Annotated in this window: 21 protein-coding genes; 10 read left to right on the forward strand and 11 right to left on the reverse strand. The window is 62.7% G+C overall.

Going from position 1 to position 21,679, the window contains the following annotated elements:
* Positions 1-234: 234 nt before the first annotated feature.
* Positions 235-693 (reverse strand): SRPBCC family protein, encoded by a 459-nt coding sequence (locus tag AB8A38_RS03030; protein WP_439084937.1) that lies wholly within the window; start codon positions 691-693, stop codon positions 235-237.
* Positions 694-1,096: 403 nt separating this feature from the next.
* Between AB8A38_RS03030 and AB8A38_RS03035 the strand changes: the two genes are divergently transcribed.
* Complete coding sequence (locus AB8A38_RS03035; protein WP_439084938.1) at positions 1,097-2,332, forward strand: GGDEF domain-containing protein; 1,236 nt, start codon at positions 1,097-1,099, stop codon at positions 2,330-2,332.
* Between the two features lie 96 nt (positions 2,333-2,428).
* Here the strand turns inward: AB8A38_RS03035 and AB8A38_RS03040 are convergent, their stop codons facing one another.
* Positions 2,429-3,094 carry a VOC family protein gene (locus AB8A38_RS03040; protein WP_439084939.1) on the reverse strand — a complete coding sequence of 222 codons (666 nt, stop codon included), beginning with the start codon at positions 3,092-3,094 and terminating at the stop codon, positions 2,429-2,431.
* A gap of 198 nt (positions 3,095-3,292) precedes the next feature.
* Here AB8A38_RS03040 and AB8A38_RS03045 point away from each other — a divergent pair, with 198 nt between their 5' ends.
* Both AB8A38_RS03045 and AB8A38_RS03050 read left to right on the forward strand, forming a co-directional pair.
* Positions 3,293-3,898: a hypothetical protein gene (locus AB8A38_RS03045; RefSeq protein WP_439084940.1), complete on the forward strand. Its 606-nt coding sequence runs from the start codon at positions 3,293-3,295 to the stop codon at positions 3,896-3,898.
* 62 nt (positions 3,899-3,960) lie between these two features.
* Positions 3,961-4,338 (forward strand): hypothetical protein, encoded by a 378-nt coding sequence (locus AB8A38_RS03050; protein ID WP_439084941.1) that lies wholly within the window; start codon positions 3,961-3,963, stop codon positions 4,336-4,338.
* Between the two features lie 71 nt (positions 4,339-4,409).
* Here the strand turns inward: AB8A38_RS03050 and AB8A38_RS03055 are convergent, their stop codons facing one another.
* Entirely contained in the window at positions 4,410-5,405 is a 996-nt protein-coding gene (locus tag AB8A38_RS03055) for a Bug family tripartite tricarboxylate transporter substrate binding protein (protein WP_439084942.1), read from the reverse strand.
* A gap of 150 nt (positions 5,406-5,555) precedes the next feature.
* On the opposite strand from AB8A38_RS03055, the gene AB8A38_RS03060 reads away from it, so the two are divergent.
* The 6 genes from AB8A38_RS03060 (at position 5,556) to der (ending at position 10,240) form a co-directional block, all read left to right on the forward strand.
* Positions 5,556-6,140 carry an NnrU family protein gene (locus AB8A38_RS03060; protein WP_315842516.1) on the forward strand — a complete coding sequence of 195 codons (585 nt, stop codon included), beginning with the start codon at positions 5,556-5,558 and terminating at the stop codon, positions 6,138-6,140.
* 4 nt (positions 6,141-6,144) lie between these two features.
* Complete coding sequence (gene panB, locus AB8A38_RS03065; RefSeq protein WP_439084943.1) at positions 6,145-6,993, forward strand: 3-methyl-2-oxobutanoate hydroxymethyltransferase; 849 nt, start codon at positions 6,145-6,147, stop codon at positions 6,991-6,993.
* 86 nt (positions 6,994-7,079) lie between these two features.
* Positions 7,080-7,343: a hypothetical protein gene (locus AB8A38_RS03070; RefSeq protein WP_439084944.1), complete on the forward strand. Its 264-nt coding sequence runs from the start codon at positions 7,080-7,082 to the stop codon at positions 7,341-7,343.
* 171 nt (positions 7,344-7,514) lie between these two features.
* Positions 7,515-8,168 (forward strand): tetratricopeptide repeat protein, encoded by a 654-nt coding sequence (locus AB8A38_RS03075; protein ID WP_315842513.1) that lies wholly within the window; start codon positions 7,515-7,517, stop codon positions 8,166-8,168.
* A gap of 72 nt (positions 8,169-8,240) precedes the next feature.
* A complete protein-coding gene (locus tag AB8A38_RS03080; protein ID WP_439084945.1) occupies positions 8,241-8,801 on the forward strand; it encodes a hypothetical protein in 561 nt (186 codons plus the stop codon).
* A 53-nt stretch (positions 8,802-8,854) separates the two neighbouring features.
* On the forward strand, positions 8,855-10,240 hold the full coding sequence (gene der / locus AB8A38_RS03085) for a ribosome biogenesis GTPase Der (protein ID WP_315842512.1): 1,386 nt from the start codon (positions 8,855-8,857) through the stop codon (positions 10,238-10,240).
* A 64-nt stretch (positions 10,241-10,304) separates the two neighbouring features.
* Here der and mddA read toward each other — a convergent pair whose 3' ends face one another.
* Positions 10,305-11,087 carry a methanethiol S-methyltransferase gene (gene mddA / locus AB8A38_RS03090; RefSeq protein ID WP_439084946.1) on the reverse strand — a complete coding sequence of 261 codons (783 nt, stop codon included), beginning with the start codon at positions 11,085-11,087 and terminating at the stop codon, positions 10,305-10,307.
* 54 nt (positions 11,088-11,141) lie between these two features.
* Positions 11,142-11,777 (reverse strand): hypothetical protein, encoded by a 636-nt coding sequence (locus tag AB8A38_RS03095; RefSeq protein WP_439084947.1) that lies wholly within the window; start codon positions 11,775-11,777, stop codon positions 11,142-11,144.
* Between the two features lie 81 nt (positions 11,778-11,858).
* Here AB8A38_RS03095 and AB8A38_RS03100 point away from each other — a divergent pair, with 81 nt between their 5' ends.
* Entirely contained in the window at positions 11,859-12,899 is a 1,041-nt protein-coding gene (locus tag AB8A38_RS03100; RefSeq protein WP_439084948.1) for an AraC family transcriptional regulator, read from the forward strand.
* A 16-nt stretch (positions 12,900-12,915) separates the two neighbouring features.
* Here the strand turns inward: AB8A38_RS03100 and AB8A38_RS03105 are convergent, their stop codons facing one another.
* The 6 genes from AB8A38_RS03105 to AB8A38_RS03130 all read right to left on the reverse strand — a co-directional run bounded on the left by AB8A38_RS03105 (position 12,916) and on the right by AB8A38_RS03130 (position 21,619).
* A complete protein-coding gene (locus tag AB8A38_RS03105; protein ID WP_439084949.1) occupies positions 12,916-14,226 on the reverse strand; it encodes an HlyD family type I secretion periplasmic adaptor subunit in 1,311 nt (436 codons plus the stop codon).
* Entirely contained in the window at positions 14,216-16,063 is a 1,848-nt protein-coding gene (locus tag AB8A38_RS03110; protein WP_439084950.1) for a type I secretion system permease/ATPase, read from the reverse strand. The genes AB8A38_RS03105 and AB8A38_RS03110 overlap by 11 nt, the downstream gene beginning before the upstream one ends.
* An 11-nt stretch (positions 16,064-16,074) precedes the next feature.
* Entirely contained in the window at positions 16,075-16,830 is a 756-nt protein-coding gene (locus AB8A38_RS03115; RefSeq protein WP_439084951.1) for a hypothetical protein, read from the reverse strand.
* 147 nt (positions 16,831-16,977) lie between these two features.
* Positions 16,978-17,793: a hypothetical protein gene (locus AB8A38_RS03120; RefSeq protein WP_439084952.1), complete on the reverse strand. Its 816-nt coding sequence runs from the start codon at positions 17,791-17,793 to the stop codon at positions 16,978-16,980.
* Positions 17,794-17,868: 75 nt separating this feature from the next.
* Positions 17,869-20,454, reverse strand: coding sequence for a TonB-dependent hemoglobin/transferrin/lactoferrin family receptor (locus AB8A38_RS03125; protein ID WP_439084953.1), 2,586 nt, complete (start codon positions 20,452-20,454; stop codon positions 17,869-17,871).
* A gap of 220 nt (positions 20,455-20,674) precedes the next feature.
* The gene (locus tag AB8A38_RS03130) at positions 20,675-21,619 is read right to left on the reverse strand and encodes a FecR family protein (protein WP_439084954.1); all 945 of its coding nucleotides are present in this window, start codon (positions 21,617-21,619) and stop codon (positions 20,675-20,677) included.
* Positions 21,620-21,679: the final 60 nt, after the last annotated feature.

Raw genomic sequence — 21,679 nt, forward strand, 5'->3', positions numbered from 1 at the left:
TCTCCCGACAGAGCCAGGACGATCCGCCGGGTCGCTCCGGCGGATCTTGACCTGCTAGCGGTACGCAATACATGAACCGCTTGAGTGAACCGTATCGCTGAACTCTTAAAGAAAGATTCCTGCGCGCTAGGCGTGTCAGCAAATCTTGTGGGATGAAGCAACCCAATCGGTCGCTGCCCCAACATAGTTGTTTTGAAGTGGATATGAAGTTTGTGCGGCCTTCAGGCCGCAGCCTCAGGTGCCGAATTCCACGATCCTCTTGATATTCGCCAGCCCCAACTCCGCTTCCTCATCGATCCGCGCAATCATCTCCGCGGTCGGTGCCTTCGGCCGTGCCGGATTGCGTACCGTGCGGGTGAACTTCGTCCCGCCATCCACCACATCGCACACATATTGCACGACGATTGGGCCGGTGACGCTCATATGCGTCAGGCCGATCCAGAGTCGCGGACGCTCGCAGGCGATTACCAGCCAGTCCAGCGCGACCGGGCCCGACCGCGTCGACCAGTGTTCGTGAAACGTGTCGCCGAAGCGCATCGGGCGATCCTCGCACTCGATGTCGTGCGAGGAGGGCAGCCATTGCGGCCATGATTTCGGATTGGTGACGTAATCGAACACGGCTTCGGGCGCAGCCGCGATCACAATAGAATGGCTGCGCTCGAACGGATGCGTCGGTGTCTTGGGTGTGGTCATGGCTGGCAGTTCCTCCGCGGTTTGTTCGTGCAGTTGTGAACGGTCTTGTTTTGATGAGCGCGCAACGGCGCTGCTTATTGTGTGTTGAGGCTTTGTCGGGGAAGATGGGTACGCGGGTCAAGCCCGCGTATGACGTATGAATTGAGCGATAAACTCTCTCCACGTCTTGGCCTCGCGAAGCGCGGCTTCGCGAGATGACCCGGGCATCCATCTTCCCTTGTGAGCCAGGCGGCTGACGATGCATTCGCGGCGTCTGACGTCGGGGCGTGAGGAACCCCGTTCCCGTCAATCGACTCGCATTTGAGGCATTTCCGGTCAAATTTGATAGTGTTCTTTGGCTACGAGGCACTGATGCCCGGGTCGTGCATCACGACGGCCTGGCCTATTGGAAAGTTTGAGCGAGATGGATGGGGTCATCGTCAAGACTACGCTCCAACTGATAACACCGGGAATATTGTTCGTCTTCGGAGCTGCCTTCGTCTGCGCGTGGCTCGTCGAGAAGAAGCGCAACTACCTGCTGTTGCTGGCCGGCGCGTGCGTCCTGTTTGCCCTCGGTGCGATGTCGCAGATTTTGAGTTGGCCGCCCGGCGCGGGGCCCAACGCCATCGTCTCGGGCGCGCTTTACACGTCAGCGGTGATCGCCGCCGTGGAGGGCATCCTGCTGCGTTCGGGCAAGCCGTTCGGCCCAATCATCGATATGGCGATCCTGGCCGTCTTCGTCCTGCTATTCGCCTATTTCTTTTATATCGACCGTAATCTCGTCGCCCGGGTCTACATCCAGAATTTCGGCTACGGCCTCCTGATGGTGATCGCAGCGTGGCGGCTCACCGCTTTGGCGCGCGGGCGGACTGTCGACCGGGCTCTGTTCTGGGTGCTGTTGCTGTTTGGGGTGCACTTTTTTCCGCGAACCCTGCTCACGGTCGGATTTTCCATGCCGGTCGACAGAACCGCTTTCGCCAATTCGATGTTCTGGCAAGCACTCCAGCTTTCGCTCGCCGTGCTCGGCGCCGGCCTGGCGCTGGCCATCCTCGCCGCGGCGGTGTCCGACATGATCGACGATCTCCGTCGCGAACGCGATCTCGATCTGTTGACCGGCATTCTGAACCGGCGCGGCTTTCAGGAACGGGTATCCGCCCATCTGCGCAAACACGGACCGAGCCGTGCTGCGCTCGCCTTGTGCGACATCGACAACTTCAAGAGCATCAACGACACCCTCGGTCATGACGTCGGAGACGATGTCCTTGGGGAGGTGGGGCGCATGCTGCGCAACGCGTCGCGCAAACGCGACATCGTCGGGCGGCTGGGCGGCGAGGAATTTGCGGTATTCCTTCCGGATACGGACGAACAGGAAGCGGTTGATTATGCCGAACGGTTGAGGATCGCGATCGAGCAGAACAGCTTTGCGGTCCCGGGGGGAGCGAGGCAGGTCACTGCGAGCTTCGGCGTGGGGACGCTGCGGCCGGGAGATAGCTGGCAGAGCCTGTACAAGCGGGTCGATGGGCGACTTTACGAAGCGAAGCGGACCGGCCGCAACCGCACGATCTCCCATGCGCTATCGAGCGCCTCCGCCGACGCGCCTGTCGCCGGATCCGGATACGCGCTCCCGCAGTTGCAGAGCCAGGACAGTGCCCGCCTCTGACGTCGAGTTCGGTTCGGCAAAGATAGGGTGGGGTTATCCAGCTTTGCGTCAGACGATTCAGTTGCGATGTATTCCATGGGCCGTGCGAGGCGGCCGCTATGTCGGCAACGACTCGCCGCTCTGCTCACGCACGATATAGTCGGCATACCAGTCCGGCCAGTTCTCGTCATGCTGGCCGCCAGTGCGCTTCTCGTGCTCACCATGCGCGGCCGCCGCCCGTCGCAAGGCGGCTGCAAGGTCAGCAGAGGAGTTGAACGTCGTGGCACTCGCATCGACACGGCCGGGCAGTCGCGCGGTGATCTCCTGAAACAGCCAGCCGTTGCCGTCCGGGTCGCTGAATGATGAGAAGGAGCGATAGCTGGTGCGCGCGGGATCCGGGCCATTCACCCGAAGTCGCCCGAACAAATAGGGCTCATCCGGCCCGACATTGACATCTCCGGCGTGGAACGCGTCGCTCACCTTGACGCCGCGGCCGAGCAGGTCCGCACGGGCCGCGTCGATGTCGGAGACGATCAGATACAGACCCTGCGCCGAACCGGGCGTTGCGGCAGTGACGTTCTTGCCGAAGATGACCGAGCAACCCGACCCCGGCGGCGTGAACTGGATCACGCGATAGTCGTCGCCGACCACGAAGTCGGCGTCGAGCCTCCAGCCGAGGTTTGCGTAAAAACTCTTGGCCGTATCGACATTCGACACGGGAATGACGACGATTTCGAGCTTCATGGTGACGGAAGTATCACGATGCACCTGGGGACTGCTCATGTCGGTCTCCTGAGGTTGGGGTGTGATGATGACGACGTGTGGTGCCGGGCTGCGCGCAGGCACAACAATGTCTGCAATCGGTCGTTCGGCCGGCGTTCCGTTTGTTGGTGTGCTCGTGCGGTTGTGACCCATCCCGATCTTGATGACGCCACACGCCTGTATCATTTCAGGTGAGGGCGCATTTGCAAGGGTGTCCGAATGACACGGAACCTCACGTTGCTGTTGATCGCCGGCGTTCTGGTGGCATTCGCCGGCCAGGCGGAGGCGCGGCGGCTCCGCGCCGGTGATGCAGTGCCTTTTTCGCATAGGCCGTGCAGCGTGCTCGATGGCGAGCCATGCACACCGTCAACCTGCAGCGTGTTCGATCATGGGCCGTGCATTCCCGAAATCGATTATCCGATCGGCCAAAACCTGCAGGTCACGGTGCTAAGCGTGCCGCCGGGCGATCAGCAAGCTCTCTACCGCCGGCCCGATCACGATCTCGATACGATCGGCGACCTGTTCGCAGCCTTGCGGTCGTGCTGGTCGCCGCCCGCGACGGACGTTGCGCGTGAGGGCATGCAGATGTCGGTGATGTTCTCGTTCAACACGGCGGGCAGGCCGATTGCGCCGCCGCGCGTAACATTCGCGAGCAAGGATGCGCCGCAGGACGCGCGCGGCACCTATCTCAAGGCCATCGACGGTTCGCTCGATGGCTGCCTGCCGCTTAAGCTGACCAAGGGCCTCGGCGGCGCGATCGCCGGCCGGCCGATCATGATCCGCTATGTCGATAACCGGGAGCTGCAGAAGCAGTCTGGGAAGTAGCGTATGGCGTGAACCGCTGCGTCTGTCGCCGCGACGAAGGGGAAACCACTTCGGAGGCGGCGATGTTTGGACGCAGGTTCGTATTGATTGCGACGATTGTTGGCGCCGTCGGTGCGCTCACCGGCGGCAGCGCGCTGTTGTTCTGGCCCGAGCCCGACAACTGGACCGAGGAAGCCAAGGCCTGCGTCGGCGACAAGTATGTCGGGTTCTGGCAGGACAACGGCAAGTATTCGTTCAAGATGGATTTCGAGAACAACTGCGCCCGCAAGATCGCCTGCGGCATCGACGTCACGGTCACCAACGCCAAGGGCTCGGTGAAGGACCACGGCACGGTGATCATCCCCGCACGCGGCCAAACGCCGAGCGAGGCGAGCTACAGCCTTCCGACCTCGTCGTCGTCCGGTATGGCGCAAACCGCGCGAAACTGCCGGTTCGTGTGAGGGTCTTTCTTACCTCGCCCCGCCTAGCGAAGCTTGGCTTCGCGCGGGGCGGGGAGAGGTTAGGACGTCCCTCAATCGATCCTGATCTTCGCCGCCTTGATGACCTCCGCCCACAGTGCCTTCTCGTCGGCCATGCGCTTGCGGAGCTGATCCGGCGTGGTCGGTGACGGCGTGATGAGCTGCAGCTTCAGCTTCTCGATCACGGCCGGCTCGGCCAGTGTCTGCGTCACTTCGGCATTGATCGTCGCCACCACATCCTTCGACAGCCCGCCCGGACCGACCAGCGCATTCCACGCGTCGGACTGCACGTCGATGCCGCTCTCGGTGAGCGTCGGCACATCCGGCAGGAACGGCGAACGCTTCGCGGTGGTGACGGCGAGGATCTTCACGGCGCCGGTGGCGAGCTGCGGCGTCACGCCGATGGCGGGGAGGCACGCGACCTGCACATCGCCGCGGATCAGCGCGGTGGTTGCTGCGGGGGACGACGGGTAGGGGATGTGCACCATGTTGGCGCCGGCCTTCTGCGCGATCGCTTCCATGCAGAGCTGCGACAGCGTGCCGACGCCGATGGAGCCGTAGCCGAGGCCCTTCGGATCGGCTTTGGCCTTGGCGAGGAATTCCGCGACCGTATTGACGCCGAGGCTGGTCGGCACCGCGAGCACGCTCGGGAGCTGCGTCAGCAAAGTGATCGGCGCGATGTCGGTGTCGGGATTGTAGGACAGCTTGGCAAACAGCAGCGTGTTGATGGCGAGCGGGCCGCCGAGCGAGATGCCGATGGTCGAACCGTCAGGCGTGGATTTGGCGATGGCGTCGGTGCCGATATTGCCGGAGGCGCCGGGCTTATTCTCCACCACGAAATTGGTGCCGGGATGCCGCGCCTGCAGACTGTCGGCGAGCACGCGGCCGACGATGTCCGGGCTCGCGCCGGCGCCGAATGGCACGATGATGCGCACCAGCTTGGGCGGCCAGACGGGTGTCTGCGCGTGCGCTGCGAAGGGCAGCGTTGCGAACAACAGCGCTGCGAGCGCAAGGCGAAAGCGGTCAGATGTCGTGTCGTTTCGCAGCATTGCGTGCGTCCCCTGAAAAGTGATACCCGGAAGCCGTCTGACCGGCGCCAAAGGCGGCTAAAATCCGCTGGCCGGGCGGGACCATAGTGGGAATTTCAGGGCGGGCAACCCATCCGGCACGCAACCGCCCGGGCGAGAGGACTGGACATCATGGGACTGATCGTGATGATCCTCGGCCTCGTGCTGTTTCTCGGCATTCACCTGTTCATCATCAGGCGCGAGGCGCGCGCGCAGTTGATCGCGCGTCTGGGCGAGAGCGTCTACAAGCTCGGCTTTGCGCTGATCTCCGCCGTCGGCCTCGCGCTGATCATCTGGGGCTTCGCGCAATATCGCGCGACTGGCTGGATCAATGTCTGGACGCCGCCGCTGGCGATGAAGCACATCACCGTCGCGCTGATGCTGCCGGCGGTTATCATGGTCACCGCGTCCTATATCCGCGGCCGCATCTACACCACGCTGAAACATCCGATGCTCGCCGGCATCAAGCTGTGGGCCGCCGCACATCTGCTCGCCAATGGTGATCTCGGCTCGATCATCCTGTTCGGATCGTTCCTGGCCTGGGCGGTGATTGATCGCATTTCGCTGAAGCATCGCGCCGATGCCGGCGGTCCGCCGATCCCGGTGGGCGGTCCGATGAATGACGCGATTGCGGTCGCGGTCGGCATCGTCGCCTATATCGCTTTGGGTTTCGCCTTCCATCCGGTGGTGATCGGCGTTCCCGTGTTCGGAGCTTAAGTTCATGTCAGTTCAGTCGGCCATCAAGCGCAAGACGGCACCAGATATTCTCGCGCGCAAGAACGGCGAGCCGATCGTGATGCTCACCTCGTATCATGCGCATACGGCCTCATTGGTTGATCGCTATTGCGACGTGATCCTCGTCGGCGACTCGCTCGGCAATGTCATGCACGGTTTTGAGACCACGATCCCCGTGACGCTCGACATGATGATCCTGCAGGGCCACGCGGTGATGCGCGGCTCCAAGCAGTCGCTGGTCGTCGTCGACATGCCGTTCGGCTCCTATGAAGCGTCGAAAGAGCAGGCGTTTCATTCCGCCGCGCGCATTCTGAAAGAGACCCATTGCGGCGCCGTGAAGCTTGAGGGCGGCGCCCGCATGGCCGAGACCATTGCGTTCCTCACCGAGCGCGGCATCCCCGTGATGGCGCATATCGGCCTGACGCCGCAGTCGATCGCAGCGCTCGGTTCGTTCCGCTCGCAGGGCAAGGAAGAGGCCGAAGCGATTGCGCGCGGTGAGAACGTGCCGGGGCCGATCCAGAACGATGCGATTGCTATCGCGCAAGCCGGCGCGTTCTCCGTCGTCATCGAAGCGGTCGCCGAACCACTTGCGCGAAAGATCACCGAGACGATTCCGATCCCGACCATCGGCATCGGCGCGAGCCCGGCTTGCGACGGTCAGGTATTGGTGCTCGAAGACATGCTCGGCTTGTCGGCACGGGTGCCTAAATTCGTCAAGCGCTATGGCAATCTCGGACCGATGATCGAGGCGGCCATCGAGGGCTATGCAACCGATGTGCGTTCGCGGGCGTTTCCGGGGCCCGAACATGTCTATGGCGGCAAGCCGAAGGGCTGACGCAGGTTTGACGCAAGACGGACGCAGGATTTCGGCGGGAATTTTGCGGCCCGGCCGGGGTTGAAAGAGCAGGGGCAATGCGAAGGATGTTGATGATGAAGGCCTTGAAGTTGCTGAGCTTTGTCGCCGTTTTGGCGTTGCTTCCCGCGGTTTCCCACGCCGATCCGGCCAAAAAGGAGCGGAAGCCCCATTATCGTGTCGAGGAGCCGCGTCCGGTCGCAAACCCGCTTAACGACACCCGCGGCAATGCGGCGCTGGGCGGTAACAATGCCAATTCGGCCTTCGGCGATAACAGCGCCGGGGCCAATGCCAATGGGCGCACCAGCGGCGGCGCCGGCGGCATGAACTGACGGGCCTAAAAGGCATCGTTCGAAATTAAGCATTTCGGGATAACGCTTTGATCGCGCTGGCTTTGCCTTGCCAGCGCCATAACGCTAGGGTATCGCCGCCGCCATGCCGGAGCGTATATGCCCGGCGCCGCTCGGGGTGAGCGCGGCCCATCGGGGACAGGATACCTTTAAGTGTCTGAATTATTTAATGAAGTCGACGAAGACCTGCGTCGCGAGCAGCTCAAGAAGATCTGGGAGAAGTATTCGCTCCTGATCATCGCAGTCGCGATTCTGATCGTGGTCGGCGTCGGTGGCTGGCGTGGCTACAGCTATCTTGAGGCCAAGAAGGCCGCCGTGGCCGGTGCGGCGTTCGACCGCGCGGTCGAGCTGGCCGAGCAGAACAAGCATGCCGAGGCGGAAGCCGCCTTCACCAAGCTCGCCGCCGAGGCGCCGTCCGGCTACCGCACGCTGGCGCGTCTGCGCGCCGCTGCTGAGGCTGCTTCGCGCGACCCGCAGGCCGCAGTGAAGCTCTATGACGACATTGTCGCAGACCGCACCGTTCCAGCACCTGAGCAGGATCTCGCGCGTATTCGCGCCGGCAGCCTGCTGTTGGAGACCACGCCCTATGAGGCGATGCAGACCCGCCTGGAGCCAGCGACGACCAATACTAGCACCTATCGCCATTCGGCGCGCGAGCTGCTGGCGCTGTCGGCATGGAAGGCCAACAACGCCGTGGCGACGCGGCAGTGGCTGGACATGATGTCCAACGACGCGGAGACGCCGGCGAGCCTGCGCACCCGCGCCGAAGCGTTGCAGGCGCTGCTGCCGCCCGCAGCAAAAAGCTGAGCAAGACAAGAGCCGAATTAAAGCTGACCTGAAGCCGATCGTTCAGATCACGAGTTGAGTGAGAAGTCGTCCATGCGCCCGATGCAACGCCTCGTTTCCGCCGCCGTCCTGATCGCGCTGTCCAGCGCGCTCTCGGGCTGCGGCAGCATGACCGGCTGGGACCCGTCCGACATGCTCGACTTCCTCGACACCAAGAAGAAGCTGCCCGGCGACCGCAAGCCGGTGTTCCCCGACGGCGTCCCCGGTCTTGAGCAGGGCGTGCCGCGCGATCTCTACAAGGAGAATGTCGAGCGCCAGCGCGCGCAGGAGGCTGCGCCCGTCGCAGCCGCCCCACTGCAGCCGCCGCCGGGCGCGCCAGAGCCGAAGGGCCGCAAGGCGAAGAGCCGTGGCTCTGTTCAGGTCGGCACCGTCCGTCAGGACAGCGCAGCTCCCGCCGATCCGGATGCCGCGCCGACAGAGGAAGGCAGCACGGCTGCCGCGCCGCCGCCGCCGCAAGGCAAGAAGGTCGCTCGCCGCCGCAGCACCACCGCGCCGCCGCCGGACGAGCCGGCAGCAGCCACCACGGCCGCGCCGGCCCAGCAGGCCACCACACCATTCCCGGCACCAGTGCCGTCGGGTAGTTTCTCGCGCTGAGTTCGCGCGCCCTCTCATTGACAGGCTGTCCGTAAAGGGCGCACGGATCACCTATGTCCTATACCATTGCCATCATCGGCCGACCCAATGTCGGCAAGTCCACGCTGTTCAACCGTCTGGTCGGGCAGAAGCTTGCGCTGGTCGATGACACCCCCGGTGTCACCCGCGACCGCCGCGAGGGCGAGGGCAAGCTTGGTGATCTCGAATTCACGCTGGTCGACACCGCCGGTCTCGATGAAGGCCCGAAGGGCTCGCTGACCGCGCGCATGCAGGAGCAGACCGAGACGGCGATTGCGCTGGCAGACGCGCTGTTCTTCGTCATCGATGCGCGCATGGGTCTGACGCCGAACGACCGCGCCTTTGCGGATTTCGCGCGCCGCGCCAACAAGCCGGTGCTGCTGCTCGCCAACAAGAGCGAGGGCAAGCACGGCGAGGTCGGCGCGATGGAATCCTATGCGCTGGGTCTCGGCGATCCGATCCAGATCTCGGCCGAACACGGTGAAGGCTTGGGCGAACTCTATGACGCGCTGCGCGTGCTGATGCCGGAGCCGGTCGAAGAGCCGGAAGAATTCGACGATGACGACGTCATCATTCCCGAAGAAGAAATCGAGACGCGGCCGATCCGCGTTGCTATCGTCGGCCGCCCCAATGCCGGCAAGTCGACGACCATCAACTATCTGCTCGGCGAAGAGCGCCTGCTGACCTCGCCGGAGGCCGGCACCACCCGCGACAGCATCTCGGTCGAGCTCAACTACAAGGGCCGCGACTTCCGCATCTTCGATACCGCCGGTTTGCGCCGTCGTTCACGCATCGAGGAGAAGCTGGAGAAGCTCTCCGTCGCCGACACGCTGCGCGCGGTGCGCTTCGCCGAAGTCGTCGTGCTGATGATGGACTCGCAGAACAGGTTCGAGGAACAGGATCTGCGCATTGCCGATCTGGTTGAGCGCGAGGGACGCGCGCTGGTGATAGCGGTCAACAAATGGGATCTCGTCGAAAAGCAAGGCGGCCTGATTGGAGCGCTGCGCACCGATGCCGATCACTTGTTGCCGCAGATCAGGGGGGTGCCGGTCGTAGCGATCTCCGGGCTGATGGGCGAGGGCGTCGAACGGCTGATGAAGGCGATACAGGATTCCTACGCGGTCTGGAATCGCCGCATTCCCACCGCAGGCCTCAATCGCTGGTTCGAGGATGCGATCGACAAGAATCCGCCGCCGTCGGTATCGGGTCGCCGGCTTAAGCTGAACTACGTCACCCAGGCGAAAGCACGTCCACCGAGCTTCATCGTGTTCTGCTCGCGCGCCGATGCGGTGCCGACGAGCTATCTGCGCTATCTCACCAATACGCTGCGCGAGGCCTTCAACCTGCCGGGCACGCCGATCCGCATCACGTTGCGCGAGAAGGCGAACCCGTTCGCGCATAAGCGCAAGCGGCCGAACTGATCGACCAGCAAGAAAAAAACCGCCGGATCGCGGTGCACGCGATCCGGCGTTTCCATTTTGTGTCCTATCGCTCGCCGCTGAGCCCGAACGGATTGGCGTGCCTCTGCGCAGGCGGACGCTCTGATTTGCGCCATGGCAGGATCATCGACACCCGATCGCGGTAGCGGCGATAGTCGTCGCCGAACAACTCGACCAGATCGCGTTCTTCCAGAAAGATCCCGCCGAAGATGTAGGCGGTGGTGACGGCCGCGAACAACAGATGCCCGACCGTCATCATCGGTGTCGCCCAGAAGGCGATGATGAAGCCGAGATAGATCGGGTGGCGCACAAGCTTGTAGTAAAGCGGTGTGCGAAACACCGGCGCTGACGGCTTCTGATCAGACAGATTCTGCACCACCTGCTGCACTCCGAACAACTCGAAATGGTTGATCAGGAAGGTGCTGGTGAAGACGAGAACCCATCCGAACAGGGAAAGCCCTGTCATGGCCATGGCCAGTTGCGGATTGTTGATCTGCCAGACGATCGCCGGCATCGGGCGCCACTGCCAGAACAGCAGCAGAAGGCTCAGACTGGCGAACAGCACATAGGTGCTACGCTCGACCGAAGCCGGGACATATTGCGTCCACCAGTGTTTGAACGACTTCCGCGCCATGACGCTGTGCTGGATTGCAAACAGCGACATCAGGGCGAGATTGACGAGCACAGCTTCCAGCCACGGAACTTGCGTTCCGGCATTGATGTCTTTTGGTACCATCATTCCGTCGACGAAACCGATGGCGTAAAGGATCGTGATAAAGAAGATCGCGTAGGACACGAGCCCGTAGATGAGTGCAATGTAGCGGGTCATGGAACTATCCTTTGCTGGTTGTCTTGTCGATTTGAACCAAGCGTAAGCGTTGTCTCAGCCGGCCCGTCCTGGAGGACCCGCGCGCGCTTCGGGTTGCCTGGCGCGCGGCTGCCTGGGGAGGAGGGATGCCTCGGCCACGCGCTCGCTCGACGGCATGATCGGCGATAGACGAATGAGATTCGGCCGCAGCTGACAGCGCGCGGGGTGATTACGGCGGACTTGTGCCGCATCGTGATTGGGCAGGCTGCCGGAGCAGGCACTCAGGGCGCCGACGGCGACGAGCACGCCGGCCGTCAGGATTCGCATGCGGAAGCTCGCCATTTGTCGGATCGCACGCATGATGGTTTCCCGGTGCAGCGTACCAATCTGCGCGCGATGGTTGTCGAAGGCGATCGAGTCATCTGAGGGACAATGAATCGGATCCGGTTGAGCCAGCGAGACTTGAATCGACGCGCGTGCGGTATCGACGTCTTGCACATCGTGCTGCGCATGCTTGCTACTGAAGAAGCGGTGCGGGTCGGTTCGAAGCGGACTCTCGAGGAACTCGGCCACCGCGGCACGTGATAATCCTGCCTTGGATAGCGATCTGTCGTCGATGTTGATCAGCCGCGCAATGGCGCGCCGCATCAACAGTGCTGCAATCAAGCGGAAGCTACGATCGGCGGCTTTGGATAGCCGTTTCTTGATCATCATCGTCTCCATCGGATACAATGCGCCACATGCCGCGCATGGTTGGGGCAGCGGACGATGGTCGGAGGTTCAGGACCTCGCATGATCGAGACACCGCCATCATTTGCAGCGACGCCGGATATTGATCGCGGTGGGGATTTGCTCGCAGATATGCTGCGGTCGATCCGGCTCAGCGGATCGGTATTTCTGAACGCCAGCCTGACCGAGCCCTTCGGCCTCATTAGCCCGAAACATTTCGACGAACGCACTCCGATGGCGCATTTGCGCCATGTCAGCATTTTTCATTTGATCGCGGCGGGCGAATGCACCGTTGAACTCGCCAGTGGCGAGCGAGGCACCATTGCCGCGGGCGACATTCTGCTGATGCCGTTTGCCGACACGCACAGGTTCTACAGCGGCGACGGTGCGGAGTTGTGTTCCGCGATGGAACTGGTGCGGGCCGGTCCACTATCCGGCATGTGGACGATCGAGCATGGCGGCGGAGGGCGGGAGACCCGCATGGTCTGCGGCTTCATCGAATCGTCGGAGCTGCTGCATTCTCCGGTCTTTCGGACCTTGCCGCCGATGCTGATCGATCGCGCCGGCGACGACAAGGTGAGTGCGGTTCTCGCCACGACGGTGCGCGAAATTCTCTCACTGACCGAAGATGCGACGCCCGGCAGTGAGATCATGCTAGGCCGGCTGATGGAGCTGCTGTTCGTCGAGGTGCTGCGTCGCTACGCCGCGGGATTGCCGCCAAGTGCACACGGCTGGTTCGCCGCGCTGAACGATCCCGTGCTCGGGCGTGCGATGTGGCATGTCCACGGAAATCCCGGTCATCGCTGGACGGTCGACGATCTGGCCCGCGAATGTGGTACGTCGCGCACGGTGCTCGCCGAGCGCTTCAACGAGGTGTTGGGCCAGGCTCCGATCGAATATGTGACCAGCTGGCGGATGCAGTTGGCAGCGGAGCGCATGCGAACGGGTAGCGACAGTCTTGCTGTCATCGCCAGCGATGTCGGCTACGACTCCGAAGCGGCCTTCAATCGCGCGTTCAAGCGCGTGACCGGAATAGCGCCGGGTCGCTGGCGTGACGGCGCGAAGTCGGCGAAGCCGTATCCCAGCCCCATGCGCAGGGGGTGACCTCGACTTGAACCGGCTATTCCTCGCGAAATGATCGTGCAATCTGGTCGCCGATGGGCTTGACCAGAAAAGAGAGGACTGTGCGTTCGCCGGTCTGAATGAAGGCTTCCGCAGGCATCCCCGGAACCAAAGCGAGTTTACCGAGGCGCGCCAGTTGCTGCGGCGGGATGGTGATCCGCACGATGTAATGGGAAAGCCCGGACTTCTGATCCAGCGTCAGGTCGGCGGCGATGCGGCTGACGCTGCCGTTCAGTTCGGGAGTGGTACGCTGGTTGAAGGCCGACATGCGCAGCACGGCTGGCTGGCCGAGCCGTATCTGGTCGATGTCCTGCGGGTTGATCTGTACTTCAAGTGCCAGCCTGTCGCTGTCGGGTACGATCAGCATGACCGTGTCGGCCGGCGAAATCACGCCGCCAACGGTGTGAACCGCGAGCTCGTGGACCAGTCCGCTTTGCGGCGCGACAATATCGATCCGCTTGAGCTGATCTTCTGCAGTCACCTTCCGTTCGACATATTCCGCCGTCTGGCCCTCGATGTCGCGCAGGCTGCTGGCGACTTCGCTGCGGAGATCCTGGTCGACCTGAATCATCTGCAGCTGTGTTTCGGAAATCTTGCCGCCGGATTGCGCCTGCGCTTCGACGAGCCGGCCGCGTTCGCCGTCAAGGTTTGCCGCTTCGCGTTCCAGCGCCATCATCCGCTGAATGGGTACCAGCCCTTTCTCCCAGAGTTCGCGCACGCCTCTCAGTTCGCGTTGGATCAGACCGATGCCGCGAATTTTCGCTTCCTCCTGAGCCACGAGGCCGCGCACTTCCTTGCCGTATTGAAGCGCGCGTTCGCGAAGCTGCGCCTTCTGGCCCAGGCGGGCATCGCGGCGCAGTTCGAACAGCCTGTTCTCGCCTGCCATGAGCTGCGCGATCTCCGGATCGGAGGCGCGCGATCTGATCTCGTCGGGGAAGGCGATGACGCCGGCCTCGTCGCGCTCGGCGCGGAGCCGCGCCCGTCGCACTGCGAATTCGTCGAGCCGTTTGGTTACGATGGCGAGATTGGCGCGCGTCTGCGTCGCGTCGAGGCGCATTACAATGTCGCCTGCAATCACGCGCTGTCCTTCGCGGACCAGAATCTCACCGACCACGCCGCCGGTCGGGTGCTGGACCTTCTTGACGTTGGTATCCACGACGAAGTGTCCTGCGGCGACGACTGCGCCGGCCAGATTGGTCGCCGCAGCCCATCCGCCGATGCCGCCCACCAGCACAACACCTGCCAGCGTGGCGATGCCGAGGTGACGTAGGATCGAGTGGGAGACCGCCGAGACATTTCTATCGGGCATCGCGATCTCCCATATCGTCTTGAGGATGTGTGCTCATTCCCGGCTTGTCGGCGGGATTGGCGATCACCCTCAGCGGCGCCAGAGACCGCGCGGTGGCCGTATGGCTGGTCGTCGTGCCGCTGCCGTGTACTGCGGGGGCGGGAGCCTTCAGCGCTTTGCTGAGAACGTCCGCGCGCGGACCGAATGCCTTGGCACGACCGCCCTCCATCACCAAGACGAGGTCAACGGCGCCGATCGCACTCGGACGATGAGCGATGACGATGGCAATGCCCTTGCGCTCACGTATGGCGGCGATAGCACGGATGACTGCTGCTTCGCCCTCGACGTCGAGATTGGCATTGGGCTCGTCGAGCACGACCAGAAATGGATCGCCATAGAGCGCGCGTGCCAGCCCGATGCGCTGGCGCTGGCCGGCGGACAGGGCAGAGCCGGCTTCGCCGATCCGCGTCTGGTAGCCGTTGTCCAGGCGCAGGATGAGATCGTGCACGCCAGCAGCCTTGGCGGCAGCGACGATGGCCTCGGAGTCCGGGTCGTCTTCGAAGCGGGAGATGTTCTCGGCAATGGTGCCATCGAACAGTTCGACGCCCTGCGGCAGGTAACCGATATCGCGACCGAGCATCTCGCGGTCCCACTGGTCGAAGCTGGCGCCGTCGATGCGCACCTTGCCGCTGGCCGGGCGCCAGGCCCCGACCAGTGCGCGTGCCAGTGTGGACTTGCCGCTGCCACTATGGCCGATGATGCCAAGAGCGCTTCCGGCGGAAACGGTAAAGCTCAGCCCCGTGACCGTCGGCCGTTTCTCTCCGGGCGGCGCGATGGTCATCGCCTCGACGCGCAGATCGACATGGGCGCGTGGCAGCGCCATCGCCTTCGGGGCTTCCGGCAGGCGCGTCAGCAATTCATCGAGTCGTGCCCAACTTTGCCGCGCCATCAGGAACGGCTTCCATGTCGAGATAGCCAGATCCACGGGAGCAAGCGCGCGGCCCATCATGATCGAACTCGCTACCATCACGCCGGCGCTGGCTTCCTGCCTGATCACGAGATAGGCGCCGACGCCGAGCATGGTCGACTGCAGCAGCGCACGCAGCGCGCGGGCGACGCCACCGAGGCCTCCCGCCACATCGCCAGCCCGCCGATTGGCCGCCAGATAATCCGAGTTGGTGCGATGCCAGCGCGCGGCCATCCGGCCGCCGAGGCCCATCGCGCGCACCACTTCGGCATTGCGACGGCTGGCCTCCATCAGGGCGTTGCGAAACATGCCGTGTTGCACTGTCTCGCGGGCAGCTCCCCTGGAGCGGGCATTGGTGAGAAGGGTGAGGGATACGAGGATGACGGCGCCCACGAGCGCCGTGATGCCGATCCAGACATGAAACACGAAACAGATGGCGAGGTAGAACGGCATCCACGGCAGGTCGAAAAAGGCGGTTGGGCCGGGGCCGGACAGGAAGCCGCGCACATTGTCGAGATCGCGCAATGGCTGCAGGCCATCGCCAGGCAAAGGCATCTCAAGCGGCAGGCCGACAACGGCATCATGCACGCGGCCGGAGAGCTGGTGATCGAAGCGCTCGCCGATGCGCAGCAGAATGCGCGATCGAATGATGTCGAAAAGGGACTGAAAGGCGTAGAGCGTGGCCGCCAGCACACCGAGGCCGATCAGCGTCGAAACGCTGCGGCTGGCCAGCACGCGGTCATAGACCTGCAGCATGAACAGCGGCGCGGTCAGCGCGAGCACGTTCACGATGCCGCTGATCACGGCGATCCCCGCGACGGCGGACTTGAATGGCGAGACAACCGCCGCAGCCAATGGCTGCGACGGACGTCGCTGCGGAGCTTTCACCACGACGGCTCTGCTCAGACGGTGAAGTGGCCGTCCAGGATCAGACCAAGCATGTCTGTCCCGACATAGCCATCGAGCTGGATCGAGTTGGCGCCATCGGTAATGGTGAGCACGTTGCTCTGATCCCACCAGTTGCTGTGGTTGAAGAACAGATCGACATAGTTCGAGATGTTGGTCACGCTCTGCAGGTCGAGGACATCGAAATCGCCCGCGGTCGCGTGAAAATCCAGCACGACGTCATTGGCCCATCCGTCGGCGAAAACGAGCGTATCGTTGCCAATATCGCCAGTGAAGCTGTCATTGCCACCGAAGCTCAGCATGACATCGTCGCCGGCCGTGCCGGTCTGGATGGTGCCCTGTTCGGCAAAGTAGCCGTAAAGACTGTTCAGGCTGCCATTCTGCGACAAGTCGGTGATCGCGGCATCGAAGGCCGGCGTCAGCGTTGCGCCGCTGAATCCGATCGACAGACCGGGATCCTGGACCCACAGATCGGTCGATGAGACATAAGCCAGATTGCTGCCGAGTGTCAGGTTGGTGACCGTGCCATCGACGACGCCCGGGGTATAAGAGAAGTCATCACCGCTCACGATGATCGACGACTTGTCGTTATCGCCGCCGCCGACGATGCGTGTGCCGGCATACCATTGGTCGGTGGTGTTCTTCACGGCGTTGAAATTTCCGGTACCGCGATATTCGAAATTGTCGATCCAGTTGTCCAGATAAGCGGGCAGGTTGCTGCTTGCTTCGCTGTAGGTGATGGTCAGTGCCATTGTCGTTCCTCTGAATTTGAGTTGTCGGGACGTCGTGATCCGGCGGCGCGTCGTGATCAGCTTGCGGGTGATCCCGATGCAACGAGCTGACGCGACATCAGCGTCGCGTCAGCAGGTTGGGTGGCCGCCAGTTCGCAGCGAAGCCTGTTAGGCGAAGGCGATATCGCTCCAGTCCAGCGTGCCGCCGCCGTCGAAGTTCACCGTGATGGTGCTGGTCAGCCCGTTCGTCGCGTCGGCATAGGTGATGACATTGCCGGACAGGCTGCCGCCTGCAGTCTGGAATGCCGCGGCATTTGCCCAGCCGAAACCTGTGAACTGAATCTGGTCGGCGTCGTCGAAGAAGTCGGTAATGACGTCGTTGCCCCAGCCCTGTGCAGCGGTGCCCGCGGCAGTATCGTAATAATCAGCGCTCCAGCGGAATGTATCGACCGATGGAGCGCCGTTTCCGCTCAGCACGTCGTTGCCCGCGAAGCTGAGGAGGACGTCGTTGCCGGTCGTGCCGGTCTGGCCCGTGCCCTGTTCGGCGAAGTAGTCGGTCAGACCCGCGAATGACTGACCGAAGAACGTCCCACCATCGACCAGCCCACCATGCGATAGCGAATAGATCGCCTGATTGAAGGTGGTGGTAACGGGCATGTAGCCACTGCTATTGGTGATGATCAGTTCCTGATCTTGCACCCACAGATCCGTGGCCGGCACATATTCAAGATTATGCCCGAGCGTGAGCGATTCCACGTCACCGTTGAATGTACCGGGCGTATAGCTGTAGTCATGGATGTTCATGATGACGGACGGCAGATTGTTGTCGGTGCCTTCGGTATCGACACCTGCCGACCATTGATCCTGGCCGGTGAACGAGGTGGAGAACCAGCCGTTCCCGTTGTAGGTGAAGTTGGCGTCGTACGACGCCAGATAAACCGCCAGATTGCTGCTCGCAGCCGTGAGCTGAATATTTAAGGTCATTCTGAATACCCTTCTCTGCTTGTTTTGCCCGCCATGTGGCGGGCCACCCATCCCCGGCGATGGAGCGGGGAATTACTAGAACTTGTAGTTCAGCGACACCGTCGCGGTGCGACCCGGCGCGGCGTAGAAATTGGCGCCGACCGCCGGCGCATAGGCGAGGTCGGTGACGTTGTTCACGGCGAAGCGGAGCTTGGTCGCTTCGTCGAAGCTATAGGATCCGTAGATGTCGTAGACGCGATAGCCCGGCATCTCGTAGCCGCTGCGCAGCGAGCCCAGGGCAGGGACAGTCTTCGAGACGTCGACGACGCGCGTTCCCAGCGTCAGCTTCTCGTCGAATAGCCGGATGCCGGCATCGAGTGTCACGCGCAGTTTCGGCTGCTCGAAGATGACGGCGGCGCCAAGGCCGCTGTTGATCGGCGTGTCCCGTCCTGTCGGGCTGGTGAAACTGTCGGCGAAATCCGTGTCGATGCGCGTCACCGTGCCGCCGATATAGAGGAACCGCGCGTCGTAGTTGGCCTCGATCTCGACGCCCTTCATGCGGGTGACGCCGTTGAGATTGACATAGCTGTCGTATTGTTTGGCGGCCTCCGCGTTTCGGATTTTTCCGAAGCTGATATAATCCGTGATCTCGCGATAGAAGCCGACGGCCTTGAAGCGGACGGTGTCGCGCTCGGTCAGGATGCCGTTGGCGAGGACATTGAACCCGGCTTCGTAGGTGTCGCCGCGTTCCGGACGCAGGAACGGGTTCGGCGCGTAGCCATTGATTTCATTTGCATCGTGGCCGCCGTTCAGGAAGGACTCCATGACAGTAGGGGGCCGATAGCTCTTGGAATATTTGGCGAAGGGCTGCAGCCAGTCGACCGGCTGAAAGGCAACCGTGAAGTTTGGCAGCCACGCGCCGCCGGATTTGTCGATCTCTACATCATAGCTCGGATAGACGTCGGGACCGTTTATCGGCAGATATTTCGGCGGAACGGCGTCCGAGCAGCCGCGCCTATTGCAGACGGCCGGTTTGCCGGGATCGATCATCCGCTGCCCGATGATGGTGGGCTGGGGGGTGCCATAGATCGTCGCATTGCCAGCGATATGATACCAGTCGTAGCGCACGCTGCCGATCAGGGTCACCCATTCCGCCGGCTTGAGAGTCGCCGTGCCGAAACCGCTGGCGACGTCGCGATCTCCGCTCGGCGTGCCGCCGGTCAGCGTGCTGGAATAGTCGATGCCGTTGGTTGGCGCGATAAAGCCGCGCTGCAGCGTCGTCTTGCCGGTGTCGCTGAACGCTTCGAGGCCGTAGTTGAGCGCCAGCGCGCCGATGCCCGTCTCGAAACGGCTGGTGTTCTCAACGCTACCGCCCAGCGTCGAGAACACGAAATTCGATGGTCCGGTCAGTGCAAACGCGCCGTCGGAGACCGTGTCGTTCTTGAGGTGGTTGTAATAGAGCTTGGCCTTCAGATCGACGATGTCATTGCCGGGATTCCAGTCGAGCGCTGAGGTGAACGTGTCGTTGGCGACCTGCTCGCTGGACTTCAGGATGCCGCCGCGTGCGATCGTGTTATCGTAGTTTCCGGTATTGTACCGGGAATCGTTATGCAGCCAGCCGATCGTGATCTTCACGTCCTCGGTCGTCAGCGCCTCTGCCTTCAGGATGGTGGAAAAGACCTCCTGGCCGGAAAACAACAGGACGTCGCCGGTACCGGTATAGGTATTCGCGGTCGGGATGGTGCCGTTCTTGCCGACGTCATAGGCGCCGATGTTCTTGTAGCTCACGCCGCCGAGCACCGAGAAGCGTTCGGACACGCGGACGGCGGCTGCCGTGGAGCCGTCGAAATTATAGGCGTTGGTACCCGTAGTGGCATTCACCACGCCGCCATATTGATTGCCGGGCTTGATCAGGTCGTCGGCGATGAAGGTGCGGAAATTGACAAGGCCGCCGAGTGCGCCGGCGCTTCCAACGCCCGACGTCGTACTTTTCTCCACGTCGATCTGGCGCAGGAAGGCGGTGTCGACATAGGTCCGTTGCGTCGCACCGTGGCCGCTGCGCTGGAAGTTCTGCCGCGCGCCGTCGATCATGGTGGCAATGCGGTCCTGGTCCTGCAGGCCGCGGATATTGACGCTGATGCCGGGGTTCTGCGCCGCCGAGCGATTGGCATAGACGCCGGCCACATTGTCCAAGAGATCGCGCGCGTTGCGCGTCGGGCTGCTCTCGATCGCCTCGCGGGAAATCACGCTGACCGCGGCCGGTCGCTGATAGACCCAGTCCGGCGTTCCCTGATAGCCGGAGCCCGTCGTATTATCGCTCCTGGCCGCATCGACGACGATCGTATCGAGCTGGACGCCGTCGCCGGAAGGAACGGGGCCCGCGCGGCTCTGCGACGGATCGATCAGCAACGCGGCTTTCGGGCCGGTGATGCGATACGTAATTCCTGTGCCGGCCAGCAGTTGTCCCAGCGCTTGCGCTACCGTGTAATTGCCGTTCAACGGTTGGCTGCGGATGTCTGGCACGAGCTGGATCGTGTAGAGGATGCGCCATCCGCTGCTGGCGCCGAGATCGGCAATTGCCGCTGCAAGAGGTTTGGCGGGAATGTTGAGCGGGTAGGTCGCAGGGGTGGTCGCTGTTGCGTCGACATTGTTTTGGCCAAAGGCCGGTACTGTCGTGATCAACGGCAATATGCCGATCAGCCCGCCCGCCACATGGCGAGCGACGCCCCGTCTACCCCCGAACCGCATTACGCACGAACTCCGCTATCTCGTTGTTTGCTGTGCGCCGCCCCAGCGCCGCGAAGAGCTTCTGCTCTTCATCCAGTTCAACGAGTCACGAAATCAAACCCACATCAGGTCTGTGGGTGTTGCGGTTTAGAATTCCGGTAAACAGCGCAGGAGTTCAGTAGATGACAGTCACCCAAGGGGTGATCTGGGCGATGTTGCCCTCGACCATGCCGGCAATGGCTGTGAGGCTTTCATCGACATTCGTGGTCGGAAACGTGCCGGAGACGAGCAGATCGCTGAAGCGGCCGCGGATGACGATGCGGCTTGATGTTTGGCGCTGCAGCGTTTCGACGACCCGACGCAGCGGAACGCGGTCGAAGACCAGGCGGCCGGATATCCACGCCAGCCTGGCGTCGATGTCTCCGGCTTCCACGGTGCCGAGTTTTCCGCCGGACACGCGCACGTGCTGGTTTGCCGATAGCTTGACGGTCGTATCGCGATCCTCGCCAGCGACTGACACCAGTCCGCGCTGAACTGTCACCTCGACACCATCAGCCGTCCGGTCGATATTGAAGGCAGTCCCGAGCACGCGGATTTCGCCAGCGCCACTATCAACCGTAAAGGCCGTCTGATCGGGCTTTACATCGAAAAAGGCCTGGCCACGGCGCAGAACGACCCGGCGTCGACCATCCTTGAAGTCCAGGTCCAGGGCAGTGTCGGCACCGATGTTCAGGCGGGAGCCGTCCGGCAGGTCGCGGGCGATCACTTGGCCGCGCGCCGTGACGATATCTGCCTGCCAGTTCTCGACCATCGATGGCTTGACGAACCAGATGACGCAGGCTGCAGCGATCGCTGCGGGCAATGCCGGCCACCATCTCATCCGGCGCCGGGCAGCGATGTTGCCGCGACGATGATCGCGTGCAGCCAGCCGAATGGCCGGCTCCTCAAGCTGCTGCCAGATCGTCCCTGCTTCACGATAGGCAAGTTGATGACGATGATCCTCAGCGAGCCATTGCCGAAAGGACGCTTCGTCGGCCTCAGTCGTCGTCCCGTCGCGTCGGATGAGCCAGAGATCAGCGGCGGCGCACTGTGCTTTCGTTGGCCGGTCGCCAGGTTTCATCAGCAATTCCTTCGATCGATCGAAAAGGCGACGCGGGAATGCTCCTGCCGTTAGAAGCGT

Origin of the sequence: Tardiphaga sp. 839_C3_N1_4 (genome assembly GCF_051811045.1) — a bacterium.
Lineage (GTDB): Bacteria > Pseudomonadota > Alphaproteobacteria > Rhizobiales > Xanthobacteraceae > Tardiphaga.

Coding starts and splice junctions, on each gene's coding strand:
- AB8A38_RS03030 (WP_439084937.1), bottom strand. CDS start 693: ATGACCACACCCAAGACACCGACGCATCCGTTCGAGCGCAGCCATTCT.
- AB8A38_RS03035 (WP_439084938.1), top strand. CDS start 1,097: ATGGATGGGGTCATCGTCAAGACTACGCTCCAACTGATAACACCGGGA.
- AB8A38_RS03040 (WP_439084939.1), bottom strand. CDS start 3,094: ATGAGCAGTCCCCAGGTGCATCGTGATACTTCCGTCACCATGAAGCTC.
- AB8A38_RS03045 (WP_439084940.1), top strand. CDS start 3,293: ATGACACGGAACCTCACGTTGCTGTTGATCGCCGGCGTTCTGGTGGCA.
- AB8A38_RS03050 (WP_439084941.1), top strand. CDS start 3,961: ATGTTTGGACGCAGGTTCGTATTGATTGCGACGATTGTTGGCGCCGTC.
- AB8A38_RS03055 (WP_439084942.1), bottom strand. CDS start 5,405: ATGCTGCGAAACGACACGACATCTGACCGCTTTCGCCTTGCGCTCGCA.
- AB8A38_RS03060 (WP_315842516.1), top strand. CDS start 5,556: ATGGGACTGATCGTGATGATCCTCGGCCTCGTGCTGTTTCTCGGCATT.
- panB (WP_439084943.1), top strand. CDS start 6,145: ATGTCAGTTCAGTCGGCCATCAAGCGCAAGACGGCACCAGATATTCTC.
- AB8A38_RS03070 (WP_439084944.1), top strand. CDS start 7,080: ATGTTGATGATGAAGGCCTTGAAGTTGCTGAGCTTTGTCGCCGTTTTG.
- AB8A38_RS03080 (WP_439084945.1), top strand. CDS start 8,241: ATGCGCCCGATGCAACGCCTCGTTTCCGCCGCCGTCCTGATCGCGCTG.
- der (WP_315842512.1), top strand. CDS start 8,855: ATGTCCTATACCATTGCCATCATCGGCCGACCCAATGTCGGCAAGTCC.
- mddA (WP_439084946.1), bottom strand. CDS start 11,087: ATGACCCGCTACATTGCACTCATCTACGGGCTCGTGTCCTACGCGATC.
- AB8A38_RS03095 (WP_439084947.1), bottom strand. CDS start 11,777: ATGATCAAGAAACGGCTATCCAAAGCCGCCGATCGTAGCTTCCGCTTG.
- AB8A38_RS03100 (WP_439084948.1), top strand. CDS start 11,859: ATGATCGAGACACCGCCATCATTTGCAGCGACGCCGGATATTGATCGC.
- AB8A38_RS03105 (WP_439084949.1), bottom strand. CDS start 14,226: ATGCCCGATAGAAATGTCTCGGCGGTCTCCCACTCGATCCTACGTCAC.
- AB8A38_RS03115 (WP_439084951.1), bottom strand. CDS start 16,830: ATGGCACTGACCATCACCTACAGCGAAGCAAGCAGCAACCTGCCCGCT.
- AB8A38_RS03120 (WP_439084952.1), bottom strand. CDS start 17,793: ATGACCTTAAATATTCAGCTCACGGCTGCGAGCAGCAATCTGGCGGTT.
- AB8A38_RS03130 (WP_439084954.1), bottom strand. CDS start 21,619: ATGAAACCTGGCGACCGGCCAACGAAAGCACAGTGCGCCGCCGCTGAT.